This is a genomic window from Burkholderiales bacterium, from assembly GCA_036262035.1.
Lineage (GTDB): Bacteria > Pseudomonadota > Gammaproteobacteria > Burkholderiales > SG8-41 > JAQGMV01.
On record DATAJS010000030.1, the window covers coordinates 33696 to 57187 of the forward strand.

The 23492-nt window shown below is 67.6% G+C and carries 29 protein-coding genes; 13 read left to right on the forward strand and 16 right to left on the reverse strand.

Annotated elements, in window-relative coordinates; all coding sequences use genetic code 11:
* The first annotated feature begins 80 nt into the window (after window positions 1–80).
* Together VHP37_29240 and fnr are read left to right on the forward strand one after the other, a co-directional pair.
* A complete protein-coding gene (locus VHP37_29240) occupies window positions 81–461 on the forward strand; it encodes a response regulator transcription factor (protein HEX2830458.1) in 381 nt (126 codons plus the stop codon).
* Window positions 458–1252 carry a fumarate/nitrate reduction transcriptional regulator Fnr gene (fnr, locus tag VHP37_29245; protein ID HEX2830459.1) on the forward strand — a complete coding sequence of 265 codons (795 nt, stop codon included), beginning with the start codon at window positions 458–460 and terminating at the stop codon, window positions 1250–1252. The genes VHP37_29240 and fnr overlap by 4 nt, the downstream gene beginning before the upstream one ends.
* 91 nt (window positions 1253–1343) lie before the next feature.
* On the opposite strand, the gene VHP37_29250 is transcribed toward fnr, so the two are convergent.
* The 4 genes from VHP37_29250 to VHP37_29265 are packed head-to-tail and all read right to left on the reverse strand — an operon-like array spanning window position 1344 to window position 4945.
* Complete coding sequence (locus VHP37_29250; protein HEX2830460.1) at window positions 1344–2159, reverse strand: SDR family oxidoreductase; 816 nt, start codon at window positions 2157–2159, stop codon at window positions 1344–1346.
* Window positions 2156–2833: an iron-containing redox enzyme family protein gene (locus VHP37_29255; protein HEX2830461.1), complete on the reverse strand. Its 678-nt coding sequence runs from the start codon at window positions 2831–2833 to the stop codon at window positions 2156–2158. Before VHP37_29255 ends, VHP37_29250 begins: the two co-directional genes overlap by 4 nt.
* The gene (locus VHP37_29260; GenBank protein HEX2830462.1) at window positions 2817–4322 is read right to left on the reverse strand and encodes an AMP-binding protein; all 1506 of its coding nucleotides are present in this window, start codon (window positions 4320–4322) and stop codon (window positions 2817–2819) included. Before VHP37_29260 ends, VHP37_29255 begins: the two co-directional genes overlap by 17 nt.
* A complete protein-coding gene (locus VHP37_29265) occupies window positions 4319–4945 on the reverse strand; it encodes a thermostable hemolysin (GenBank protein HEX2830463.1) in 627 nt (208 codons plus the stop codon). Before VHP37_29265 ends, VHP37_29260 begins: the two co-directional genes overlap by 4 nt.
* A gap of 195 nt (window positions 4946–5140) precedes the next feature.
* Here VHP37_29265 and VHP37_29270 point away from each other — a divergent pair, with 195 nt between their 5' ends.
* Entirely contained in the window at window positions 5141–5440 is a 300-nt protein-coding gene (locus VHP37_29270; GenBank protein ID HEX2830464.1) for a hypothetical protein, read from the forward strand.
* A gap of 31 nt (window positions 5441–5471) precedes the next feature.
* Here VHP37_29270 and VHP37_29275 read toward each other — a convergent pair whose 3' ends face one another.
* The 3 genes from VHP37_29275 to VHP37_29285 form a co-directional block, all read right to left on the reverse strand.
* The gene (locus VHP37_29275) at window positions 5472–6083 is read right to left on the reverse strand and encodes a c-type cytochrome (GenBank protein HEX2830465.1); all 612 of its coding nucleotides are present in this window, start codon (window positions 6081–6083) and stop codon (window positions 5472–5474) included.
* Window positions 6084–6234: 151 nt separating this feature from the next.
* The gene (locus VHP37_29280) at window positions 6235–6960 is read right to left on the reverse strand and encodes a Crp/Fnr family transcriptional regulator (GenBank protein ID HEX2830466.1); all 726 of its coding nucleotides are present in this window, start codon (window positions 6958–6960) and stop codon (window positions 6235–6237) included.
* A 111-nt stretch (window positions 6961–7071) separates the two neighbouring features.
* Window positions 7072–7761, reverse strand: coding sequence for a Crp/Fnr family transcriptional regulator (locus tag VHP37_29285; GenBank protein ID HEX2830467.1), 690 nt, complete (start codon window positions 7759–7761; stop codon window positions 7072–7074).
* Between the two features lie 229 nt (window positions 7762–7990).
* Between VHP37_29285 and VHP37_29290 the strand changes: the two genes are divergently transcribed.
* From VHP37_29290 to VHP37_29310, 5 genes are all read left to right on the forward strand, one after another.
* The gene (locus VHP37_29290) at window positions 7991–8329 is read left to right on the forward strand and encodes a c-type cytochrome (protein HEX2830468.1); all 339 of its coding nucleotides are present in this window, start codon (window positions 7991–7993) and stop codon (window positions 8327–8329) included.
* Window positions 8330–8354: 25 nt separating this feature from the next.
* The gene (locus VHP37_29295; GenBank protein ID HEX2830469.1) at window positions 8355–8960 is read left to right on the forward strand and encodes a NapC/NirT family cytochrome c; all 606 of its coding nucleotides are present in this window, start codon (window positions 8355–8357) and stop codon (window positions 8958–8960) included.
* A 46-nt stretch (window positions 8961–9006) separates the two neighbouring features.
* On the forward strand, window positions 9007–9948 hold the full coding sequence (locus tag VHP37_29300; GenBank protein ID HEX2830470.1) for a DmsE family decaheme c-type cytochrome: 942 nt from the start codon (window positions 9007–9009) through the stop codon (window positions 9946–9948).
* Window positions 9949–9964: 16 nt separating this feature from the next.
* Window positions 9965–12004: an MtrB/PioB family decaheme-associated outer membrane protein gene (locus VHP37_29305; protein HEX2830471.1), complete on the forward strand. Its 2040-nt coding sequence runs from the start codon at window positions 9965–9967 to the stop codon at window positions 12002–12004.
* Window positions 12005–12129: 125 nt separating this feature from the next.
* Window positions 12130–12510, forward strand: coding sequence for a hypothetical protein (locus VHP37_29310; GenBank protein HEX2830472.1), 381 nt, complete (start codon window positions 12130–12132; stop codon window positions 12508–12510).
* A 5-nt stretch (window positions 12511–12515) separates the two neighbouring features.
* Here the strand turns inward: VHP37_29310 and VHP37_29315 are convergent, their stop codons facing one another.
* Window positions 12516–12986 carry a DUF6691 family protein gene (locus tag VHP37_29315; GenBank protein ID HEX2830473.1) on the reverse strand — a complete coding sequence of 157 codons (471 nt, stop codon included), beginning with the start codon at window positions 12984–12986 and terminating at the stop codon, window positions 12516–12518.
* On the reverse strand, window positions 12983–13411 hold the full coding sequence (locus tag VHP37_29320; GenBank protein ID HEX2830474.1) for a YeeE/YedE thiosulfate transporter family protein: 429 nt from the start codon (window positions 13409–13411) through the stop codon (window positions 12983–12985). Before VHP37_29320 ends, VHP37_29315 begins: the two co-directional genes overlap by 4 nt.
* A gap of 114 nt (window positions 13412–13525) precedes the next feature.
* Between VHP37_29320 and VHP37_29325 the strand changes: the two genes are divergently transcribed.
* Together VHP37_29325 and VHP37_29330 are read left to right on the forward strand one after the other, a co-directional pair.
* Window positions 13526–13981, forward strand: coding sequence for a CBS domain-containing protein (locus VHP37_29325; protein HEX2830475.1), 456 nt, complete (start codon window positions 13526–13528; stop codon window positions 13979–13981).
* Between the two features lie 17 nt (window positions 13982–13998).
* Window positions 13999–14253: a hypothetical protein gene (locus VHP37_29330; protein ID HEX2830476.1), complete on the forward strand. Its 255-nt coding sequence runs from the start codon at window positions 13999–14001 to the stop codon at window positions 14251–14253.
* A gap of 101 nt (window positions 14254–14354) precedes the next feature.
* On the opposite strand, the gene VHP37_29335 is transcribed toward VHP37_29330, so the two are convergent.
* Window positions 14355–15929, reverse strand: coding sequence for an AAA family ATPase (locus VHP37_29335; protein HEX2830477.1), 1575 nt, complete (start codon window positions 15927–15929; stop codon window positions 14355–14357).
* Between the two features lie 28 nt (window positions 15930–15957).
* Entirely contained in the window at window positions 15958–16194 is a 237-nt protein-coding gene (locus tag VHP37_29340) for a hypothetical protein (GenBank protein ID HEX2830478.1), read from the reverse strand.
* 67 nt (window positions 16195–16261) lie between these two features.
* Between VHP37_29340 and VHP37_29345 the strand changes: the two genes are divergently transcribed.
* Window positions 16262–16822 carry a universal stress protein gene (locus tag VHP37_29345; protein HEX2830479.1) on the forward strand — a complete coding sequence of 187 codons (561 nt, stop codon included), beginning with the start codon at window positions 16262–16264 and terminating at the stop codon, window positions 16820–16822.
* 90 nt (window positions 16823–16912) lie between these two features.
* Window positions 16913–17872, forward strand: a complete 960-nt coding sequence (locus tag VHP37_29350; protein ID HEX2830480.1) for a diguanylate cyclase — start codon at window positions 16913–16915, stop codon at window positions 17870–17872.
* Window positions 17873–18191: 319 nt separating this feature from the next.
* Here the strand turns inward: VHP37_29350 and VHP37_29355 are convergent, their stop codons facing one another.
* Window positions 18192–18476, reverse strand: coding sequence for a hypothetical protein (locus tag VHP37_29355; GenBank protein HEX2830481.1), 285 nt, complete (start codon window positions 18474–18476; stop codon window positions 18192–18194).
* A 142-nt stretch (window positions 18477–18618) separates the two neighbouring features.
* Between VHP37_29355 and VHP37_29360 the strand changes: the two genes are divergently transcribed.
* Entirely contained in the window at window positions 18619–18744 is a 126-nt protein-coding gene (locus VHP37_29360; GenBank protein ID HEX2830482.1) for a hypothetical protein, read from the forward strand.
* Window positions 18745–18764: 20 nt separating this feature from the next.
* On the opposite strand, the gene VHP37_29365 is transcribed toward VHP37_29360, so the two are convergent.
* The 4 genes from VHP37_29365 to VHP37_29380 form a co-directional block, all read right to left on the reverse strand.
* Complete coding sequence (locus VHP37_29365) at window positions 18765–19058, reverse strand: DUF411 domain-containing protein (GenBank protein ID HEX2830483.1); 294 nt, start codon at window positions 19056–19058, stop codon at window positions 18765–18767.
* Window positions 19059–19106: 48 nt separating this feature from the next.
* Complete coding sequence (locus tag VHP37_29370) at window positions 19107–19250, reverse strand: hypothetical protein (GenBank protein HEX2830484.1); 144 nt, start codon at window positions 19248–19250, stop codon at window positions 19107–19109.
* 83 nt (window positions 19251–19333) lie between these two features.
* Complete coding sequence (locus VHP37_29375) at window positions 19334–20425, reverse strand: formate dehydrogenase subunit gamma (GenBank protein ID HEX2830485.1); 1092 nt, start codon at window positions 20423–20425, stop codon at window positions 19334–19336.
* A gap of 19 nt (window positions 20426–20444) precedes the next feature.
* A complete protein-coding gene (locus VHP37_29380) occupies window positions 20445–23369 on the reverse strand; it encodes a formate dehydrogenase subunit alpha (GenBank protein ID HEX2830486.1) in 2925 nt (974 codons plus the stop codon).
* Window positions 23370–23492 lie beyond the last annotated feature (123 nt).

Sequence of the window (23492 nt, forward strand, 5' to 3'; positions counted from 1 at the left end):
GCTTTCAGCCGTCGCCGATGGAGCCGGCGCGCTTGCGTGCCGATACTTCGATCATGCAAACGCGACCGGACGCCCAACCCGTGAAAGTATTCATCGTCGAAGATTCGCCGGCGATCTGCGAGCGGCTCGTCGAGATGATCGAAGCCGGCGACGGCAACAAGGTGGTCGGTCAGGCCGATACCTACGAAGGGGCGGTCGCCGGAATCGCCGAGAGCCATCCGGACGTCGCCATCTTCGACATCAAGCTCGCACGCGGCAACGGCATCGGCGCGCTCGCCGCCGCGAAGCGCGGCCAACCGGATCTCCACGGCATCGTGATGAGCAACCACTCGACGCCGCAGCACCGCAAGGCGAGCGTCGAGGCCGGCGCCGAGTACTTCCTCGACAAGTCCATCGACTTCGAGCGCATCCCCGAAATCCTCAGAATCCTGCAAGCAAAACAACGACAGAGGCCCGCATGAACCTGCCCAGCGCCGTCACCGCCCGCACCGTCAAACCCGCCGCTCCCGGCGCCGCGATCGCGATGAACCCCCGCGATTCGCGTCCAGGCAGCACCAGCGCCCCGGTGTCGTGTTCCAACTGCTGTCTCGCCCACGTCTGTCTGCCGCACGGCCTGACGCCGGGCGCGCTCTCCGACATGGACGAGCTCACGCGCGTCAAGCGCCGCATCGCCAGGGGCGCGTCGCTGTATCGCGCCGGCGATACGTTCGAATCGCTCTACGCCGTGCGCAGCGGCTCGTTCAAGACCGTCGGCGTCTCGCGCCACGGCGACGAGAAAGTTACCGGGCTGCACCTGCCGGGCGAAGTGATGGGTCTCGAGGCGATCAACAGCAAGCGCTACGGCTACGACGCCGTCGCGCTCGAAGACAGCGAAGTGTGCGTGATCCCGTTCGGCCATCTGTCGCAGCTCTCCCTGCGCCTTCCCGAGCTCCAGCAGCAGCTCCTGCGCATCCTCTCCGGCGACATCTCGCGCGACCAGGGCCTCATGCTGCTGCTGGGCGGGATGGACGCCGGGCAGCGCCTTGCGGCTTTCCTGCTCTCGCTCTCGCGCCGTTATCAGAAGCTCGGTTACTCCGCGACATGCTTCAGCCTGCGCATGACGCGCGAGGAGATCGGCAGCTATCTCGGCCTCACGCTCGAGACCGTGAGCCGGCTCTTCTCACGCTTCCAGAAAGACGGCCTCCTCAGCGCGCACCAGAAGGAGATCGAGATCCGGAACGTCGAGAAGCTGCGCGAGAAGGTCGGGCACTAGGCTCGACAGGAGAAGCAGGGCTACGCCGGTTCGAGGCGGCGGCTGGCGGCGGTTATATCAGCGCGGCAGGGAGCGTCGCGCAGCGGAAGGCTCAGGACGTGGGTAAACGGCCGCGTCCGGGCGGAGTTGCCGCGCGGGCCTGTTTCGCCAGCGCGCCGTCGACGAGCCTCGGAAAAAGGGCGTTGAGCCGCACGAAGAAGCGCTCGGGCCGGCCGATCTGGCGCTCGGCCACGCCTGCCGAGATCGCGGCCACCACTTCGTGGGCGACGGTCTGCGCATCGTCGACGTGTGCGCCGGTCTTCGCCTGCAGCTCGCGCACCGCCGCGCCGTTCATCGCGGTGTCGGTCGCCCGCGGAGAGACGTAGGTCACGCGCACGCCGGTCCCGGAAAGCTCTCGCCGCAGCGCCTCCGACAGCCCGCGCAGCGCGAACTTGGTGGCGGAGTACGCGGCAAAGTTCGGATGTGCGATGGCGCCGAACGTCGAGCCGATGTTCACGATGTGCCCGCGGTCGTGCGCGCCGAAGCGGGCCAGCGCCGCGCGCGTGAGCAGCAGCGGCGCGGTGAGGTTGATCGCGACGAGCTCCGCGAGCGCGTGCGGGTCTTCGGCGGCGAGCGGACCGAAGCGCTGGATGCCGGCGTTGTTCACGAGCACGTCGAGACCTTCGAGCGCCTGCGCCGCGGCCTCGACCAGCGCCTCGTGACCGTCGGGGGCCGCGAGATCGAAGGGCAGCGCGACGGCGCTCTGCGCGCCTCGCGCGCGCGCGTTCTGCACGAGCGCGGCGAGCTTCGCTGCGTTGCGGCCGGCGAGGGCGAGCTTCGCGCCCGCGCGCGCGAGCTCCATCGCGAGCGCGCTGCCGATGCCGCCCGACGCGCCGGTGAGCAGGACGCGCTTGCCGGCGAGGCTCATGCCGCCTCCCCTATGCTCGACGAGCGCGCCGCGTCCAGCTCGCGGAAGACGTCTCCGTAAAGCCGGTAGAACACCTTCGCGCAGTGCAGGAGGACGGCGCGGTCGGCCGGATCTTCGAGCCGGTCGACGAGCGTCGCATAGAAGCGCGTGTGGTCGACGTCGAGCGCGCCGTGCGAGGTGAGATAGGTGAACGCCTTGCGCGGCAGGTGCAGCGACTGCATCAGCGCCTGCGCCGCGCGGCTCGCGACCGCGGTGCTGGTGCCTTCGAGCACGAGCACCATGCCGAGGAAGCCGACCGGGTTCACGCGCTCGATGGTGTCGTAGGCGTACGAGACCAGCAGCTCGGCGGCGAAACCGGGCATCGCGTCGCGCGCGGCCGCCGCGTCGCCGCCGGACTCTCGGATGTCGTCGAGTATCCACTGCTCGTGGCCGGTCTCTTCCTCGACGTAGTGCGCCATCGCGATGCGCAGCCAGTTGAGCCGCGCGGGCAGCTTCGCGCCGCACGCCATGATGAGCGGCAGCGTGTGCTTGACGTGGTGATAGGCCTGGCCGAGGAAAGCGACGTAGTCCGCGCGCGCGAGCTTTCCGGCGGCGCCGTCGCGGATGAAGGGAATGGCGAAGAGCGCGTCGCGTTCGACTCGCGTCGCCGCGAGCACCTCATCGTAGAACGGCATCGGGATTCTCTCCGTAAAGCTCGTGCAGCAGATGCCTGTAGGCTTTGATCAGCACGCTGCGGCGTATCCGGCCGTTCGCGGTGAGCTGACCGTTGCGCGGCGAGAAGGGCTCGCTCGAACGGATCCAGCGCTTCACGCGCGCGTAGTCGGGCAGGTTCAGGTTGACCGCCGCGATCGCCGCTTCGACCGCTTCGGGCATCGCGCCCTCGCGCGGAGTCACGACCGCGAAGTTCCAAGGCAGCGCCTCCCCGTAGACCCAGGCCTGGGCGATCGCGTCGGATGCGGTGAGCTCGCTCTCCACCCATTCCGGCGAGACGTTGCGGCCGTACGACGTGATGAACACGTTGCGCCGCCGGCCGGTGAGATAGAGGAAGCCGTCGTCGTCCATGCGCCCCAGATCGCCGGTCGGATAGCAGTCTCCGTCGAAGGGTGAGCCGTGGGTGTAGCCGAGGAACGTCGCGCCGCGCACGTGGATCTCGCCGTCGGCGATCGTGACGCCTGCGTGAGGCAGCACGCGCCCGACGCTGCCCGGCCGGTTCGCTTGCGGCGTGTTGAGCGCGACGACCGACGCGCATTCGGTGAGCCCGTAGCCTTCGTACACCGGAAGCCCGGCAGCGGCGGCGCGCCGGAACAGCTCGTCCGGAACACGCGCGCCGCCGACCGCGAGAAATCGCAGTGTCCCGGGGCGCGGGGCGCCGCGCTCGATCGCGCGGCACAGCCCTGCGAGCAGCTCGGGCACCGTGATCGCCGTGGTCGCGCGATGCTTCGCCAGACACTCGGCCGCGCGCTCCATGCTCATGCCGGCGCCCGCGGCGAGGCCGATCTCCGCGAGCGGCGGCAGCAGCACGCACGCGCCTGCGGACAGCGGTGCGTAAATCCCGGCGATGTTTTCGAGCAGCAGCGAAAGCGGCAGCAGCGCGAGATGGCGGTCTCGCGGCGTGAACCGCACCGCGGCCGCGAGAGAGCGCGCGACCGCTGCGATGGCCGCTTCGCCGAGACACACGCCTTTAGGCGCGTCGGTGGTGCCCGAGGTATAGGTGATCTTTACGGTGTCCGCCGGCAGGGTCGCACGGGGAAGCGTGAGATCGATCCGGCCGACGCGAATGCCGGCGACGACGAGATCGGTGAGCCGCTTGCAATGTAGGCCATGCTCGCGCAAGCCGGCTTCGTACGCGTCGGGCCGGTCGGTGAGGAGCAGGCCCGCGCCTGCGTCGCGCAGCGCGTGGCGTTTCTGCGCTTCCGAGAAGAACGGCGGCAGCGGCAGGCACGTGCGGCGCGCCCCGGCCAGTGCGAGGTCGAGCGTCACCCATGCGGGCCCGTTGTCGAGCGCGAGCGCGACGGGCGTGTCCGAGCCGCGCAACGCGTGCCGTGCGGCGTCGATCGCGTTCGTGAGCTCGGCGTAGCTCACCGCGCGCAGGCCGTCGCTCAGCGCACACGCGTCCGGCGTGTCCGCGGCGTGCTGCGCGAGCGCCGAAACGAGCGCGCTCACGAGCTGCGGCCTATCGCTGCCGCGGCGTCCGCCACGCGCACCGCGGTCACCTGCGGCGCAGTGTCGTAATAACGGCCCCACCGCTCGCGTTCAGCCGCCGGGAGCCGTTCCGGTCTCGCCGCGCCGAGCGCGTAAAGAGGAATGCTCAGCGCCGCGAAGTTGTTACGCAGCGCGGGCACCGCGGTGAATACGACCCACCGCGCGCCGTGCGCGTAGAGATGTCTGGTGAGGAGCCGGATCAGCAGCCGCGCATAACCGGGCCGCAGGATCGCGAGATTGCCGACCTCGACGAGCGCATCGCGCGCGACGGCCTCGCCCGCCGCCGCGGACAGCGGTTCTTCGATCGGCGCGCCGAGATAAGTCTCGACGAAAAGCCGTTCCCCGGCGGCATGGCGCAGACCGCACGCGGCGACGATTTCGGTCCCACGGCTGACCGTCGCGAGGCAGGGCATGAAGGAGGTGATGCGCGCGCCGTACGCGGTTTCGTATGCCGCGTGAATGAAGCGCTCCACACGCTCGCGCTCCGCCGCAGCGACCAGCTTCAACGCATACGGCGGCGGTGAAGCAGGTGTCGCGGGCTCGGCTGCCTGCGGTCTGCCGGTAGGTGCAATCGCCTGTCGCATCGGAGGTTCTCGGAGTGCCGCACGACTTCGCGGCGATGCGACAAAAGTATCCGGGACACCATCAAAGGGCAGTGAGCACCGCGTGAAGTTATTGTGAAGGCGGCGCCGGGACCGCGTCTTTTTGATCCAGGTCATGACCGGACGGCGCGGACTCCGTAAGCTCTCTCTCGAACACGACGCAACGGAGCGACGCCGGTGAAGATGGTTTTCCTGGTACACAGCGAGTGGCAGACGCCGCGGGTGATGGAGCTGCTCGCTGCCTGCGGCATCGATTACTACACGAAATGGGACAGGGCGCAGGGCAAGGGCCGCGGCACCGAGCCTCACCTGGGCACCGGAAGCTATGGCAGCACCAACGCCGTATTCATGATCGCTTTCGAGGAGGAAGCGCCGCTCGAGGAGCTCGTACGCAGGATCGGTTCGGCAAACGCCGGGATACGACGCCCCGCCGATCGCGTCCGTCTTTTTCAAATGCCGCTCGAACGCATCGTGTGACGCGCTTGCCGCGGCTCGAGCGCACCGGCCGTCAACGGGATGCGGGCGGATCCGGATTCAGCATGTAGGCGATCGCGGCACGCACCTCGCCATCGGTGAGATCGGGCAGACCTCCCCGCGCCGGCATCCCGCCGTGACCGTGGATCGCGGAGCTGACGGTTGCGTCGAAGCCGTGCGCCAGGCGCGGTATCCACGCTGCGCGATCGCCGATCTTCGGCGCGCCGCCTTTGCCTTCCTGATGACACCGGCTGCACTGCGCCGAGACGATCTGTTTGCCGCTGCGCGCAATTCGCGTCGAGCCCACGGGCTCGGTCCACTTGCCGCCGGACTGGTTGACCATGTACGTGATCGCCCGCTCGAGCTCGAGGTCGCTCAGATCGAAGCGGGCTCCGTGCGGCGGCATGTTACGCACCCCCTTGATCGCGCTTTGCGTGAGCTTCGTGAGGCCGCGCTCGGACCGCGCCTTCCATGCTTTCGTGTCGCCGATCCTGGGCGCGCCCTGTTCGCCTGTGCCATGGCAGCGGATGCACACTTCCTGCACCGTTTCCTGACCGGTGCGCTCGCGCTGCACCTGCGCTGCAACCTCGCCCGCGCTCACAGTCGCTGCGAGCGCCGCAATCCCGATCCATTTGGAGCTTTTCATGGTCGTCTCCACTCCGGGTAGGCGGGCCCATTGTGGTCGGGCGCGCGCAGCGTTCCTTGATGTGCGTCAAAGAAAGGCCGAATCGCGCGTTCGGGATGAAAGCTCGCGCGCCCCGAATCCGATGAAGCCGCCCGCGCGCAGGCGATCTCGGTCAGGAAATGCGGCGGACTGTCGAGGCGGGCAGCGCGTACGACTCCTCGTGATACGCGCGCAGCCTCGCGATGTCGGGAATGCTCACGCGCGGTCCCTGCACGACCAGGAGCCGCTCCGCGGCGAGCTCGTGCAGGATGCGCGAGAAATGCTCCTGGGTGAGATCGAGGTGCGATGCGATGATGCGCTTCTTCGCGGGAAGCTCCACGATGGCTGCCCCCTGCGACGGCGCGTCCGCTAGCGCAGCCACGAGGAAGTCGACCACGCGGTCGGTACCGCTGTGCAGCGTCATGTTCTCGACTTCGTGCATCACGCGGCGCAGCCGCCGGGCGAGAGACACGGCCATCCGGTCGGCGAACGCGACATCGCGGCTCATGGACGCGAGCACCACCGATTTCGCGACGAAGATGAGGTGTGTCGGCACGAGCGCTTCGGCGCACATGAAGTGCGGCTGGCCGAGCAATGCCGCAGCCTCGCCGAAAGTCTCGCCGCGCCCGACGAGCGCCACCACGCGCTCGGCGTCCTGGGGGCCGCGCAGCGCGAGGCTGACGCGCCCCGAAACCACGGCATGGATACCGCCGCACGCGTCGCCGTTCGCGTACAGCATCGTGCCGCGCGCGACATCGAGCGTTTGCGCGCCTTTCGCAAGACGCGCGAACACGCGCCTCGGCAGTCCGCTGAAAAGCGGTATGGACTCCAGCTCCACGACCGCAGGCTGTAGCGCCACGCTTTCCCCCGAAATGGCCGACGCCAACGGCCATGGCGGTCCGATTGTCCGGCACGTCGAATCCGCAGCGCTTTGAGGTTCATCAAGAAAGCGCAGGTGAGGCGCCGGTGCTCAGGCGGTGAGCCCGCGCAGCTTTTCGGAGTCGAGTATGCGCACCGCGCGTCCTCGTACTTCGATCAGGCCCGCCGCCGCGAGGTCGTGCAGGATGCGCGAGAAGTGCTCGTGGGTGAGATTCAGGTGCGACGCTATGACGCCTTTCTGTACCGGCAGAATGATCTGGGCCGGCGCGAGATCGTCGGGTTCGGCCATCTGGCTGAGGAGATACGCGCCGACGCGCTGCGTCCCGTTGCGCACTGTATAGCCTTCGATGACGCCGAAGAGCAGCGACAGCCGGCGGGATAGCGCGAGGATCATGCGGCGCGCAAAAGCGGGCTCGCGCTCGATCTCTTCCATTACGGTGGATTTCGAGACGTAGAGGAGCTTGCTGTCCGCTATGGCCTCGGCAGTGGTGAGGTACTGCTGGTCGAGAAACATCGCGAACTCGCCGAACGTCTGGCCGCGGCCGAGGATCTCAACGATCTTCTCGTTGCCGCGCTGGGTCTGGAGCGCGAGCTTCACGTGGCCGTAAACGACCACATAGAAACCGGCGCAGCGCTGGCCGCGCTGCGCGAGCACGGTCCCCTTGGGGGCGTCTACCGACTCTATACGCTCGGCGATGCGCCGGAGATCGACGGCGTGGATGTCCTTGAACAGGGGCAGGCTCGCCAGGAAATCCCTGACGTGTATCGGTGACCTGAGCATGTGCGCGCGATCCATCCGAATGGGAGCGTGAGTCGATAGTCCCGCTCCTGAGCGGTCTCAATCCTGATTCAGATCAAACAATCGGCGCACGAGCGCTGTTTCGACGGTATCCGGCTTCCCGCGCCGCGGCAGCGCAGGAAAGGTTGATGTGAATCAAAGTGAAATAGTTTTCCGATCTTTATAGTGAGCGGGCATGTAACGAAAATCGCGAAGCAAAAGGGGGCATGCCATGAAATCCGGTCCGGGTTTGGTCGTTCCCGCTCTCCTCGTCGCCGCCGGCGCCGCATTCGCCGGCGAAGCGCCCGTCGACGCCGCCGCAGCCGAAGCCCTCGCCAAGAAGAGCGGATGCCTGAAGTGCCACAGCGTCGCCCAGAAGAAAGACGCACCTTCGTACAAGTCGATCGCCGAGAAATACAAGGGCAAGCCCGACGCCGAGGCGACGCTCTACAAGCATCTCACCACCAATCCGAAGGTGAAGGTCGACGGCAGGGAAGAGGAACACGACTCGCCGAAGACCAGGAACGAGGGCGAGATCCGCAACCTCGCGCGATGGGTGCTCTCGAGATAGCGCGCCGCGCAGCCGGGAGAACGACGTGCTCAGGAACGCCTGGTCCCGTCTCCGACAGCGCTGCAGTACCTGCGCGCGCGTTACCCTCATCACCGGCACGACCCTGATCGCACTGGTCGTCGGCGGCCTGCTGATGGTCGCCGGCGCCGCCGGTCTCGCCTGGACCAACCAGGAGAGCTTCTGCATCGGCTGTCACGAGATGCGGGAGAACGTCTACGCCGAGTTCAAAGGCACCATCCACGACACCAACCGCTCCGGCGTGCGCGCGACCTGTCCCGACTGCCACGTTCCGCGCGAGGTCGGCCCGATGCTCAGGCGCAAGGTGCAGGCCTCGTTCGAGCTGTGGGGCCACTTCGTAACCGGTGTGATCGACACGCCCGAGAAATTCAAGGCGCATCGCTACGAGCTCGCCAAGCGCGTGTGGACGCGCATGAAGACCACCGACTCGCTGGAGTGCCGCAACTGCCACAAGGCGGACGCGATGAGCAGCGACCTCCAGTCCGAGCGTGCGAAAGCGCGACACGCGAAGGCAAAGGCCGAGGGCAAGACGTGCATCGATTGCCATTTCGGCATCGCCCACCACGAGCCCGACGGGCCCGGGCCGCAGGACCTGCGGATCGGCAGCAGGTAAAACGGCGCGCCCCCGAGCGTGGGGCGTGTCTCGAGGGGGAACGCTCATGGGAAACAGCAGGCGGCTCACGGCGTTGTCGGGTCTATTCGTGCTGCTCGTGACAGCGGCGCTGCCCGCGGCGGCTGCGGAGCGAGCGGACCTCGTCCTCAAAGGCGACGCGAAGTGCACGCGCTGCCACAACGAAGGCGAGGAAATGCCCATCCTCGCGATCGGCGCCACCCGGCACGGCACGCAGGCCGACACGCGCACGCCGACGTGCGCGAGCTGCCACGGCGAGAGCGACACTCACGCCTTGAAGCCCGAAGGCCTGAAGGAGCGTCCCAGGCCCGAGCGCACCTTCGGCAAGAGCTCGGTAACGCCCATCGCCGCGCGCAACCAGGCCTGCCTCACCTGCCACCAGGGCGGCAAGCGCATCCACTGGCAGACCGGGGCGCACTCGCGCTTCCAGGTCGCTTGTACGTCGTGCCATCAGGTCCACACGCAGCACGACAGGGTGCGCGACAAGGCGACGCAGCCGGAGGTCTGCTTCGCATGCCACAAGGAGCAGCGCACGCAGATCACGCGGCCGTATCGCCATCCGATTCCGGAAGGCAAGGTGGTGTGCTCCGATTGCCACAATCCGCACGGCAGCGCCGGCCCGTCGATGCTCGCCCGCGACAACGTCAACGACACCTGTTACGCCTGCCACACCGAGAAGCGGGGGCCGTTCGTGCGCAACCACCAGCCGGTGAACGAGAACTGCGCGATCTGCCACCAACCGCACGGGACCACCAATCCGAACCTGCTGCGGCAGCGCTCGCCTTTCCTCTGCCAGCAGTGCCATGAGCCGACCGGGCACCGCGGAACGATACCCAACGTGACCGGCGGCGCGCCCGGATCGCTGGCGCGCACCGTGATCCTCGCCCGCGGCTGCGTGAATTGCCACACGAACATCCACGGCACGAACAATCCGATCGATGCGGCGGGCGAGCGCACGTTCAGGCGCTGAGGGACGGGAGGCTCACATGAGAACGACAAGACGGTTGCCGCTGACGCTGCTCGCAGCAGCGGTGCCGGCGGCGTTCGCCAACGCAGGCTACGCAGCCGAAGAGAACGTCGAAGCCGAAGGACCGACCGCCAGGGAGCTCGCGACGCCGACCAGCCACGCCGAAGCGGGCGTCGGCTACGTGTCCGACGCAGCGCGGCGCTTCGGCGAGTACAACGGGCTGAAGGACGCGCAGCTCTACCCGCTGATCGACCTGGAGTATCGACGCCGCCTCGATGAGACGGGCACGTGGATCGGATTGCGCGCGCGCAATCTCGGCCTGGAAACTCGCGAGATACGCTTCGACCACAACCGGCAGGGTAACTGGGGCTACTTCGTCGAGTATACGCAGACGCCGCGCTTCGAGCCTTACACCGCGGTGACCGGACTGGGCGGCATCGGCACGAACGCCCAGATCGTCAACGGAACCGCGCCTCGCCCGGTGGAGCTCGGGACGCGCCGGGACACGTGGTCGATCGGCGGCGACAAGTTCTTCGCCGGCGTCTTCGAGGTGAACCTGCGCTTCAGGAACGAGGACAAGAACGGCTCGCGGCTCTATGGCCAGGGCGACAACCCCGGCGCGCCGACGACGCGTTTCCTGGTCGACCCGATCGACTACAAGATCCGGCAGTGGGAAGCGATCGCGAGCTACAACGGCCGGCGCATGCAATTCTCGCTCGGGTATTACGGCCTGTCGTTCGACAACCAGAATCCCGCGCTCACGCTGACCGGCACGCCCGCGCCGATCTTCACGCCGGTGGCGCTGCCGCCGGCGAACCGCTCGCACCAGATGTATCTCAACGGCGGCTACAACTTCACGCCGACGATGCGCACCAACTTCAAGGTCGCGTATAGCCGCGCGACTCAGGACGAAGGTTTCATCGTGCCGTCGGTGCCCGGCGTCGCCAATCTCGATGCGCGCGTCGACACGCTGTTCGCCAACGTCGGTTTCACCGCGCAGCCGCTGCCCGCGCTCTCGGTCCTCGCCAACTTCCGCTACGACGACCGCGACGACAAGACGCCGGTGCGCACGTATTTCACGGGCTTCGGCACCGCCTCGACGCTGTCGGGCGAGAACGAGCCGCGCTCGATCCGCACGATCGGCGGCAAATTCGAGGCCGCGTATGCGCTGCCGTGGTGGGGACTGCGGGCGCTGGCCGGCGTGGACTACGAGGAAAAACACCGCAACTTCTTCCAGGTGCGCTCGGTCAGCCATCGCGACAAGACCGACGAGATCTCCTATCGCGCGGAAGTGCGCAGGCCGATCGGCGAGACGCTCACCGGCGCGCTCGCTTACATCCGGAGCGACCGCGACGGGTCCGACTTTCGCACGACGACGCTGGCCGGCGGTGGCGCGGGCAGCAACCTCATCGCGCCGCTGCACCTTGCGGACCGCACGCGCGACAAGGTGCGCGCAAGCCTCACATGGATGGTCACGGACCCGCTGACGATCCAGTTCGCGGTGGACGAAGGTCGTGACCGTTACGCCCCGCGCACTGCCGCCGACATCGGGGTACGCGAAGGGCGGATGCATCTCGCGTCGGTCGACGCATCGTATGTTTTCTCGACGGCGTGGACCGGGACGGCGTGGTGGACCATGAACGACGTGCGGCAGGTGCAGTCGAGCCTGTCCGGCGCCACCCAGTGGATCGCCAACCTCGGCAACTCGAGCGACACGGTCGGCGTCGGCTTGCACGGCAAGCCCTGGCCGAAGATCGACCTTGGCGCCGATCTGCTGTATTCGAGGATCATCGACGATTTCGGCGTGTCGACCGCCTCGGGGCCCACCGCGGCCTCGCAGATCCCGCGGATCCGAACGACGATGACACGAGCGACCCTGTTCGCAAAATACGCCGTTCAGAAGAACATGGGATTCCGGCTGAACTACATCTACGACCGCTGGCACACCAACGACTGGACGTGGGCTGACTTCGTCTACACCGACGGGACGCGGCTCGTGCAGGACAACAGTCAAAAAATCCACTTCATCGGGATCACCGCGTATTACCGGTTCCGTTGAGACCTTGACTGATTTCGAGCGATGAATGGCAGCGCGTTGATTCATGTCAACGCGGGGTCGTTCGCGCCGCGCGACCATGAGGCTCGGCAAACGCCCTATTCCTCGCCGAACCTCAGGAGGCACCGATGAACCGAAGCCTGTATGCGGCATTGACGGCGGCCGCCGTGATCGCGCTGTCGCATGGCATGACGTCGTACGCGCAGCCGGGTCCGAACGCGCAAAAGCGCGAGCCGATCTACGGCTATCGCATGATGACCGACGAAGAGCGCAACGACTATCGCGAGAAGATGCGCAATGCCGCGACATCGAAGGAGCGGCAGGCCGTGCGTGACGAACATCGAAAGGTCATGCAGGACCGGATGGCCGAACAAGGCATGCACGGCGGGCCCGCCAGCCGCGGTCGCGGCCAGGGCATGGGGCCGCGCGGCGGCCCGGGATCCCACCCCGGAAACGGACCCGGGAAACCGCCCGCGACGGCGCCGCGCACACCCGACGCCCCGGGCTGATCCGATCAGCGCGTTCCGCCGCGTGCCGTCGACGACGGCGGAGCGCGCTGCACGACAAGATCGTGCAGCACGAAACCGGCGAGCATGGCCGCGACGAAGACGTAGACGAAGGTATTGCCGGTGACGAGCGCGGCGATCGCCGGGCCCGGACACAGACCTCCGAGGCCCCAGCCGATGCCGAACACAGCCGCTCCCAGAAGGAGCTGCGGTTCGAGGTCCGTGCGCGTCGGGAGCACGAAGCCCGGCGCGAACCAGGGTTGCCGCCGTCGGAGGACTCCGCGAAACGCGGGTACCGTCACCGCGAGCGCGCCGCCCATGACGGTGGCGAGTGTCGGATCCCACGCGCCGGCGACATCCAGGAACGCAAGCACCTTGCCCGGATCGATCATGCCGGATATCGCGAGGCCGAGCCCGAACAGGACGCCTGAAAGCAAAGCGAAGAAAACGTGCAGCGACCCGGCTCGATCGTCGCTCATGATCGGAGCAGGTGGCGCACGACGTATACGGTCAGCATCGCCGAGGCCATGAACACGACCGTCGCCGCGGTGGAGCGTTTCGAAAAGCGGGCGATGCCGCAGATCCCATGACCGCTCGTGCAGCCGCTGCCGAGACGCGTTCCGAATCCGACGAGCAGCCCGGCCGCGGCGGCGAGCGCGAGCGTCGGCGCTGCGTCTATGACGATCGGCTCTCCACGCGCGACCCGATACACGACCGCGCCGAGTCCGAGGCCGGCGATGAACGCGACACGCCACGCGACATCGCCGCGGACGCGCCCCAGCACGCCGCCCGCGATGCCGCTCACGCCCGCGATCCGTCCATTGGCGACGAGCAGCAGGACTGCGGCTAATCCAATCAGCGCTCCGCCAAGGAATCCGGTAATCGGGGTGAACTGTGTGCTCATGGGCGCGACCACTCCAACGGGAGCATCAAGGGTAACGCGGCGCCGGTCGTTGATCAGGATCAAAGTATCGGCGCGCGCACGGTCTACGATCAAGTCATCCACACGGAGAGCGAGATGACCAAGATCGGCGAATTGTGTGAACGCGACGTCGTGGTCACCGGGCCGGAAACCATCGTCGCCGACGCCGCGAAGCTCATGCGCACCCGGCACGTCGGGTGCGTGGTCGTGGTCGATCGGCGGGAAGCGGGGCTTCCGCTGCCGCAGGGAATCGTCACCGACCGCGACCTGGTCGTCGAGATCATGGCGCTCGGGTTGGATGCGAGCGTCATGGCAGTAGGCGACATCATGTCGCAGGAGCTCGTCACGGTCCATGCGGATGCGGATCCGCACCAGGCCATGCGGCTCATGCGCGCGAAAGGGTTACGCCGCCTGCCGGTCGTCACCGCGAACGGCGGTCTGATCGGCCTGGTTGCGTTCGACGACCTGCTCGAGTTCGTCACTGGCGAACTCTCGGACCTGACTCGTGCGGTAGGCCGCGAGCAGGCGCGCGAGGCCGCCGCGAGGCGATGACCGACCGGAGGGCTGCGATGGCAAAGAGCAAAAGGCAACGTCCGCGCGCTGAACGCAGATCGAAACCGGGCCCGGAGCGCGGCCCGGCAGTAAGCGCGGAGGACCGCACGAAGCTCGCAACCTGCTGTGCGTTCTTCAAAGCGGTGCAGTACCGCGAGGCCGGTCCCGACAGCCTGCGCGAGAGCGATGTCGAGATCGCGCAGGAAGCCATCAGCGAAGCGATCGAGACTTCGTGCGGTCCGCGCGAACAGCGCGCCAGGCGGCGCAAGTAAACGGCGCTCGCGATGCGCAATAGCGCGAGCGAGCGCCGCGACGGTGTGTGCCGGCGGGAAGTAGCGGCAGGTCATGGCAATCTCTGGCCACTGGTTGCAACTCATCGTTGCAGGTGGCCGAGCAATTCGGCGCTGCCCGGCAGCGTGAGCGGCGCGCAACCGTCGACGTGGACGACCGGCAGGCCTTCCGCGGCTTCGATCGGTTCGGCCGTTGCGATCTGCCGTTCCAGTACCTGCGACGTGGCCTCGGACGCATCCGCGCGGCGCGAGCCGACGCGCGCATCCAGCACGCTGCGCGGCGCCTGCACGTCGATCACGATCGCGGGAACGCCGATCCCGCGCGCGACGCCGCTGAAGCGGGCGCGCTCGGCGCGAGCGAGGAACGTCGCATCCACGACCGCCGTATAGCCCGCGCCTGCGATGGCTGCGGCGCAATCCAGAAGCCGCGAGTACACGGCCTCCGAAACGGTGCGGGTATAGAGGCCGCCGCCGACCGCCGAGCCGCTCGGCTGCAGCGCCGGCAGGCCGTGCAGTCGCTTGCGCTCGACATCGGAACGCACCCGGATCCCGCCGATCGCACGCACGATGTCGCGCGCGACCGTGGTCTTGCCGCAGCCGGAGTAACCGTGCATGAGCACGATGCCGGCCCGCCCGATGCGGGTGCAACGCTGTGCGAGCTTCACGTAGCTGCGATATTCCTCGAGAAGGCGCCGCCGCTCGGCCACATCGGTGCATTGCGACGCGCGCAGCAGGTGCACCTTGGCGCGCACCATCGCCCGATAGACGAGATAGAACCGCACGACCGCGACCCCTGCGTAATCGCCCGACGCTTCGAGGTATTCGTCGAGGAAGAGCCACGCCAGCGCGTCCGCGCCGCGGTCGAGCAGGTCCATCACCATGAACGCGACTTCGTTCATGACGTCGATCCAGCGCAGCGCCGCGTTGAACTCGACGCAGTCGAACGGAACCAGCTTGCCGTCGATCAGGACGATGTTGCCCAGGTGCAGGTCGCCGTGGCACTCCCTGACCGAGCTCCCCGCGCGCACGCGCAACCGATCGCGAACCGCCGGGAACTCACGCTCGGTCCATTCGCGAAGCGCATCCGCGGCCGGCGCGTCGTGCGCCTTGCCGAGCGTCTCGAGCAGCGCGCGCACCGCGGTGAAATTCTCCTGTGCGTCGCGCAGGACGGCTTCCGGGCTCCCATACCGTGATTCCGCCGGCGGAGGCGGCAGGCTCGCATGAAACGCGGCGATGCGGCGGGCAAGATCGCCGACGAGCGGCGCGGTGAGGCCGCCGGCGTCGAGGAGACGGCTCGCGAGCGCGTGCTGCGGGAACTCGCACATGCGCACTGCGTATTCGATCGCCGGACCGTTGCCGCCGACGCGCGGCGACCCGGACGTGCCGCAGATCGGCACGACGTCGAGATACAGCGCCGGCGCGAGGCGCCGGTTGAGCCGCACTTCGTCCTCGCAGCAGCGCCGGCGCGCGTCGAGCGTCGTGAAGTCGAGGAAGCCGAAGTCGACCGGCTTCTTGATCTTGTAGGCGTAGCGGCCGGTCAGGAATATCCACGAGATGTGGGTTTCGAGCCGCACGACGCGATCGACCGCGTGCGGGTAGCACGCGGGACCGGCGAGCGCCCGAGCGAGCACGCAACCCGTGTCGTGGTCGGCGCTCACGATTCGTGTCTCTCCGATGCAGCTCTCGTCACGGATCCGGATACAGCTCTTCGGTCTTGTCCCGTCCGGCGCGCCCCGGGACGGATTCGCGCCGGCGGGCTGGTTCGAGGACGAACCCATCATGCGCGGCGCAGCCTTTGCGGATATTGACCTGAATCAATGAGGTGATCGCCGCCGGAGCGTTGGCGTTCGTCGGACGCGTCCGGCGCAGCGCTTTCGGCGGCGGGCAAGCGCCGTCGAAACGAGCGATGCGATCTTGATCCACGTCAAACCGGCCCGACTCCACGCGCCTATGATGAGCTTGCTTCGATCCATCCGACCCGGAGGACAACATGTATCGTCGAATACTCGTACCGGTCGACGGCAGTGCGCCGTCGCTGCTCGGCCTGAAGCAGGCCATCGGCCTCGCCAGGGACCAGCATGCCCGGTTGCGCGTTCTGAACGTCGTCGACGAGCTCGTCATCGCGCCGATGTTGATGGAACCGGCGTCCTTCGACGTGGCGGAGATGCTCGGGCCGATCCGCGCCGAAGGCCGCAAGGTGCTCGAGCGCGCCGCCGCGACCGCCGCCAAGGCCGGTGTCAAAGCCGAGACCGCGCAGATAGACAGCCGCGCCGGGCCGGTCTCCGGCGCCATTCTCGCGGACGCACGGCGCTGGGGCGCGGACGTGATCGTCATGGGCACGCACGGCCGCCGCGGCATGAACCGCCTGCTGCTGGGCAGTGATGCGGAGCGCGTGTTGCGCGACGCCACCGTTCCGGTGCTGCTCGTCCGCGCGAAGCAGCCCGCGGCGCGGCGCACGAAACGCGCCGCCGCGCGCGTACCGGACAACGGCAAGCGCCGCACCCCGCGCGGCTCCAGGCGGTCACAGGCGTTCTTCGAACGCGATGCGTGAGCGCTGCAGGAGATCTCGCCGCAACGGCGGCCTCATCGAGTACCGCATCGACGAGCGGCCGGAGCGGCGCGGCGGCGACGCGACCCACTCGTGAGCGGCGGCTATCGGTTGCCGATGGACCGCGTCGGCACCCGCGGCAGGATCGTGTTTCTGGCGATCGCGGCCGCGCTGCCGGCGATGCTCTTCGCAGGCTATCTGCTGGTCCGCCACGATACGGTCGAGGCGGACGTGCTGTCGTACGGCATGGCGGCGCTGATCGCGGTGTTCATGGTCGTGCTCGTCGCGTGGTACGGCGCCGAGCGTCTGATCCTGGCTCCCATCCGCAGGATGCTGGAGACGACGGCGCGGGTCAGCTCGGGAGACCTCGCCGCGCGCACCGGCATGAAGCCCGGAAGCGAAGAGCTGTCGAGGCTCGGTGCGGAGCTCGATGCGATGGCGGAGCGGCTCGAGGCGCGCGACCGCGACCTCCAGCGCGTGCTGGCCGAATTGCAGCAGCAGGCGCTCACCGATGCCCTGACGGGCCTCTACAACCGCCGCTTTTTCCGGGACGCGCTGTCGCGCCAATGCGCGGAGACGAGAAGGACCGCGAATCGGTTCTCGCTGATCCTGCTCGACATCGATCACTTCAAGCGGGTGAACGATACGTGGGGACACGACGCGGGCGATCGTGTGCTCGGCGCGGTGGGAAGACTCCTGGCGGCCGGGATCCGCGAGTCCGACATCGCCGCGCGCTACGGCGGAGAAGAATTCGTGGTGCTCATGCCCGACACGACCCGGGACGTGGCGGCCGAGCGCGCGGAGGCCATGCGGCTTCGTGTCGGAGAATTGCGCGTCGACCACGAAGGCGCTCACATCGCGCTGACGGCGTCGTTCGGGGTGGTCGAATGGTCGCGCGAGCTGGACGATCCTGCCGCGCTGCTGAAAGCCGTAGACGCGGCGATGTACGAGGCGAAATCCCGCGGACGCAATCGTGTGGTGGTCAGCAGCGACGGACAGTTCCACGATTATGGCGATCCGGGCATACCGATGCCGCTCGGTCGCACCGTGTAGCGTCGCGTGACGATGTCATGCAAGGGCGCCCGGCCGGCGCTGGTGTGTGGGGAGCGCCGACCGGACGATGCGCCGCGCTTTGTCGAGGCGGTGCACATACCTGGCATTGCAACGCGTGTTCCAATGCGGTTCGCATAATCAAACATCGCCTGGTTACAACGCGTTGCGCGCGCCGGGGCGGCGGCGGAGTGTCGCCTCGCGCTGACGCGCGCATTGCACGCCGCGGTGCGCCGCCCCTAAAGCACTGAAGTTACTGCGTCATTCGATGTCGTAGCGCGCCGACGCCCCGCTGTCGCCGGGGCACAGAATAAGCGGCGCCTCAAGGCAGACCGAGGATGCGCCCGATCTCCGCGATGTAGCGGCTCGCCTTGGTGCCGGCGGCGGTGTCGACGGTGTCGCGTATCCCGTGCAGGCTGTCGCGCACCCAGTGGTGGCGCTTCACGGGAGATTCGAGCACGTTGCGCAGCGTCTGCACTTCGTCCTTCAGACGCTGCACGGCGGTAGAGTCGTCCGTGACGTGCTCGAGGTCGCGCTCGAGCACGTCGAGCAGCTTGCGGACTTCTTCGAGATCGATTTCCTGCGGGTTTCCGGGTGCGACGGCCATTCCAAATCTCTTTCGGTGAATCTGTCGCCTAGGTTAGTCGAGATCGCATCGGCCGTCGACGCGTGTCGGTGCTTTCCCGACATACATCGATGACGGCGCCTGGTACACGTCGGTGATGGCCGAACCCGGGGAGTTGCACGACATGGAAGAAATCGATCGTGAGCTCGAGAAGCTGAAAGGTTTCGGCACCACGCTGTTCTTCGCGCTCGGCGTCGCGGCGCTGGCGGGCGTCCTCATCGCGCTCGTGCTGTGGGTGGCGATGTTCTGATCCGCGGCGGGCGACGATGTTCAGCGGTTGTGCCTGGAATAGACGGCGGCGCTGCCGTCGGGGCGCACCAGCACCACGTCGTAGGGCTGCTTGCGCCCGCCTGCTTCCATGCCGGGCGAGCCCGCAGGCATGCCCGGCACCGACAGCCCGCGCGCTTTCGGACGTTCGGCGAGCAGGCGCCGGATGTCCTCGGCCGGGACGTGCCCTTCGATCGCATAGCCGTCGACGACGGCGGTATGGCAGCCGCCGAGCGCATCCGGTATGCCGTGGCGGCGCCGGTACTCGGTGGGGTCTTTCACATCGACCGGGTTCACACGGAACCCGCCGGCGCGCAGGTGGTCGACCCACGCGCTGCAACAGCCTCAGTTCGCGTCCTTGTAGACGTCGACCGTCACAGCCGTGGCGGTCGCCGCGCTCGCGGGCGTCGCGAATTCGGTGGCCACCGTACCGATGGTGATCCCGCACATCGCCGCGAAGACCGCGGCGGCCAGCACCAGGTGTTTCATCCTGCGCTCCTTCGAATAGCCGACTCGTTCGAGGTGCAAGGATAAGGCCTTCTGCCGGCGAAGGTTTGACCCAGATCAAGCCGTCAGGCGACCGGCGGTGCCATCTCGGGCGCTGTCACGGGCGCGGCGGTCGGGGACGTGCCGACGGCCGGAGGCGTCCGGGCCCGCCGCTTCGCCATCACTTCGTCGTACCAGTATTCGTGGTGTTCTTTCGCCCATTGCTCGTCGACGCGGCCGTCGCGGCGCATCGCGTGGTAGGCGCCCTCCATCCCGATCGAGCCCAGGTACATGTGGCCGAAGATCATCGCGATGTAGAAGAGCGCCACGACGCCGTGCAGGATGTTGGCGTACTGCATGATCTCGCGCGTCTGCCCGTAGCCGGGGAAGAGCAGGACCAGGCCGGAGACGCCGACGACGATGCTGAAGAGCGTCAGACCGACCCAGAACACGATCTTCTCGCCGGCGTTGAAGAAGCCTGACGGCACGTGCTCGCCGGTCAGCATGCCGCCGCCCTTCATCAGCCATCCGATGTCGTGCGCGCGCGGGATGTTGCGCCCGAGGTAGGTGAAGAACATCAGGGCCGCGGCGATGAGGAACACCGGCCCCACGAAGTTGTGGACGTTCTTCGACACGATCGCGAGCGCCGAGAACAGCGCGTAGCCGAAGACCGGGAGCAGCAGGTACTTGCCGAAGATCAGGACCACGCCCGAGATCGCGAGCGCGAGCCACGTCAGGGCGACGGTCCAGTGGATGGCGCGGTCCCACGGCGTCAGGCGCTGGATCTTGCGTCCGGTGAGCGCGCCGTGGACCTTGATCGGTCCTTTCCACAGGTAGAACGCGAACAGCACCGCCAGCGCGAAGATCAGCATCGCGCCGCCGAACACGGTGATCGGGCCGTTGCGGATGCGGCGCCAGACCTCGCCTTCGGTCTGGATCAGCACTTTGGTCTCGGGGCCGCGCACCTGCGACGTCGTGAAGCGGCGCGTCTCCCCGCTGCGCACGTCGCGCCATACCGGCGCATTGTTGTGCGGCTGCGTGACTTCGCGCTCCGCCGCGGCGGGCTGACCGCGCGCGGCTTCCGGCTGCGGCGGCGCATCGTCGGCACCGGCCGCCACGGCGGTGCCCAGCAGCAACAGCGCAATCGCGAGCCGTCGGAGCCTCACAGGCGTTTTCATCCGGATCGTCCTCCGCTCATCAGGCCCTGGTGACTTGGCACAGCGTCGTCTTGGTCTCCTGCATCATCGTGACGATGTCGTAGCCGTACGTCGTCCCGGTGTTCGCCGCCTCGCCGCGCACGTAGGGCGCCGTGCCCTCCGGGTAGAAGGCCTTGAGGTCGCGGCCTTCCCACCAGCCGGCGAAGTGGTACGGCAGGAACACCGTGCCGGGGCCGACGCGGTCGGTCACGAGCGCCTTCATCCTGAGCTTCGCCTTGGTCGGCGTCTCGACCCATACCCACGCGTCGTCGCCGATGCCGCGCGCGTCGGCGTCCTTGGTGTTGATCTCGACGAACATGTCCTGCTGCAGCTCGGCGAGATACGGGTTGGAGCGGGTCTCGTCGCCGCCGCCTTCGTACTCGACCAGGCGCCCGCTCGTCATGATGAGCGGGTACTGCTGCACGGCGTTCTTGTTCGCCTGCTGCACGGTCTTGTAGAGGATCGGCAGGCGCCAGCGCACTTTCTGGTCGTCGTAGGTCGGGTACTTGTCGACCAGGTCGGGGCGCGGGCTGAAGAGCGGCTCGCGGTGTATGGGAACCGCGTCGGGGAGGTTCCACGCGACCGCACGCGCCTTCGCGTTACCGTAGGGATGGCAGCCGTGATTCTTCATCACGACGCGCTGGATGCCGCCGGAGAGGTCGGTCTTCCAGTTCCTGCCTTCGGCCGCTTTCTGTTCTTCGGGGGTCAGCTCCTGCCACCATCCCAGCTTCTTCATGAGCACGTGATCGAACTCGGGATAGCCGGTGGTGATGTCGGCGCCGACCGAATGCGAGCCGTCCTCGGCGAGCAGCGACACGCCGTCGCGCTCGACGCCGAAGTTCGCGCGGAAGTTGCCGCCGCCCTCCATGACGTGCCGGCCGGTCTGGTACAGGTTGGGCGACCCGGGATGTTTCAGCTCGGGATTGCCGTAGCACGGCCACGGCAGCCCGAAATAGTCGCCGTCGAGCACGTAGCCGGTCTTCGCGTCCTTGCCGCCGTTGGCGCGCAGCGTGGTCGCGTCGAACACGTGCATGTTGCGCATGTGCGCCTGCAGGCGTTCCGGCGATTGTCCCGTGTAGCCGATGGTCCACATGCCGCGGTTGATCTCGCGCAGCGTGTCCTCCATCGACGGCTCGTCCATGCCGCCCTTGCCCTTGACGAGCTTGATGTTTGCGACGAGCTCTTTCGCAAAGCCGAACTTCTGCGCGAGCTGGTACATGATCATGTGATCGGTGCGCGATTCGAACATCGGCTCGATCACGCGCTCGCGCCACTGGATCGAGCGGTTGGACGCGGTCACCGAGCCTTCGGTCTCGAACTGCGTGGCGGCGGGCAGGAGGTAGACCCCGTCCTTGCGCGCGAACGCCGCCATCATGGCGGTCGCGGACGGGTAGGGATCGATGACGACAAGGACGTCGAGCTTCTTCATCGCCTCGAGCATCTCCTTGCCGCGCGTCTGGCTGTTCGGCGCGTGTCCCCAGTAGACGACCGCGCGCACGTTCGGTCCCTGGTCGAGGACCTCGTTCTTCTCCAGCACCGCGTCGATCCAGCGCGAGGTGGTGATCCCGGGCTTCTCCATCAGCGTCTGGTCGACGAACTGCGACTTGATCCAGTCGTACTCGACGCCCCAGACCGCGGCCCAGTGCTTCCATGAGCCGGTCGCCAGCCCGTAATAGCCGGGCAGCGAATCGGGATTGGGCCCGACGTCGGTGACGCCCTGCACGTTGTCGTGGCCGCGATAGATGTTGGTGCCGCCGCCGGACAGGCCGACGTTGCCGGTCGCGAGCTGGAGGATGCACGATGCGCGCACGATCGCGTTGCCGTGGGTGTGCTGGGTCTGGCCCATCGCCCACACGATCATCGCCGGTTTGTTCTTCGCCATCATCTCGGCGATGTAGCGCACGTCGGCTTCCCTGATGCCGGTGACGCGCTCGACCTCGTCGGGCGTCCACTTCGCGGCTTCCTCGCGGATCTTGTCCATCCCGTAGACGCGGGTGCGGATGAACGCCTTGTCCTCCCAGCCGTTCCTGAAGATGTGGTGCAGCATGCCCATCAGGAAAGCGACATCGCTGCCGGAGCGGATGCGCACGTACCTGTCGGCCTTGGCCGCGGTGCGGGTGTAGCGCGGGTCGACGACGATGACCTTCGCGCCTTTCTCCTTGGCGTGCAGCGTGTGCAGCATCGACACCGGGTGCGCCTCGGCCGCGTTGCTGCCGCAGAACAGGATCGTCTTCGAGTTCTGCTCGTCGTTGTACGAGTTGGTCATCGCGCCATAGCCCCACGTGTTCGACACGCCGGCGACGGTCGTGGAGTGGCAGATGCGCGCCTGGTGGTCCATGTTGTTCGTGCCGAAGAACGACACGAACTTGCCCAGTAGATAAGCCTGCTCGTTGTTGTGCTTGGACGAGCCGATCCAGAAGGTCGCGTCGGGGCCGGACTCCTTCCGGATTCCGGCGAGCTTCTGCGAGACCTCGTCCAGCGCCTGGTCCCACGTGAGGCGCTGCCATTTGCCCCCGACGAGCTTCATCGGATATTTCAGCCGATGCGAATCGTGCGTCATCCCGTGCTCGCGGACGCACGCCCCCTTCGCGCAATGCGCGCCGAGGTTGATCGGCGAATCGAACACCGGTTCCTGGCGGACCCACACGCCGTTCTGCACGACCGCGTCGACCGCGCAGCCGACCGAGCAGTGGGTGCATACCGTGCGCTTGACCTCGGTTTTGCCGCCTTCCACCGGAGCGCTCGCACCCGCATCGCCGAGCATGCTGTAAGGCAGAGCGCTCGCGGCGACGCCGGCGCCGACGGCGATGCCCGAGCGCCTCAGGAAGGTGCGGCGATCGATCGTGCGCCCGAGCAGTCCCCCGACCGGCCGGATCAGTCGGCTTCGCGCTCGCTCTGCACCGCGTGATTTGCGGACGAGCGGCATGCGTTCTCTCCTCAGCGTGCGGCGGCTGTGATCGTTGCGGGCGAGGCGAGGCGGGCCGCCGCAATGCCGCCGGGAACGACCATACTGCCGGGCTCGCCCGGTCGCACTTGGACCTTGGTCCAA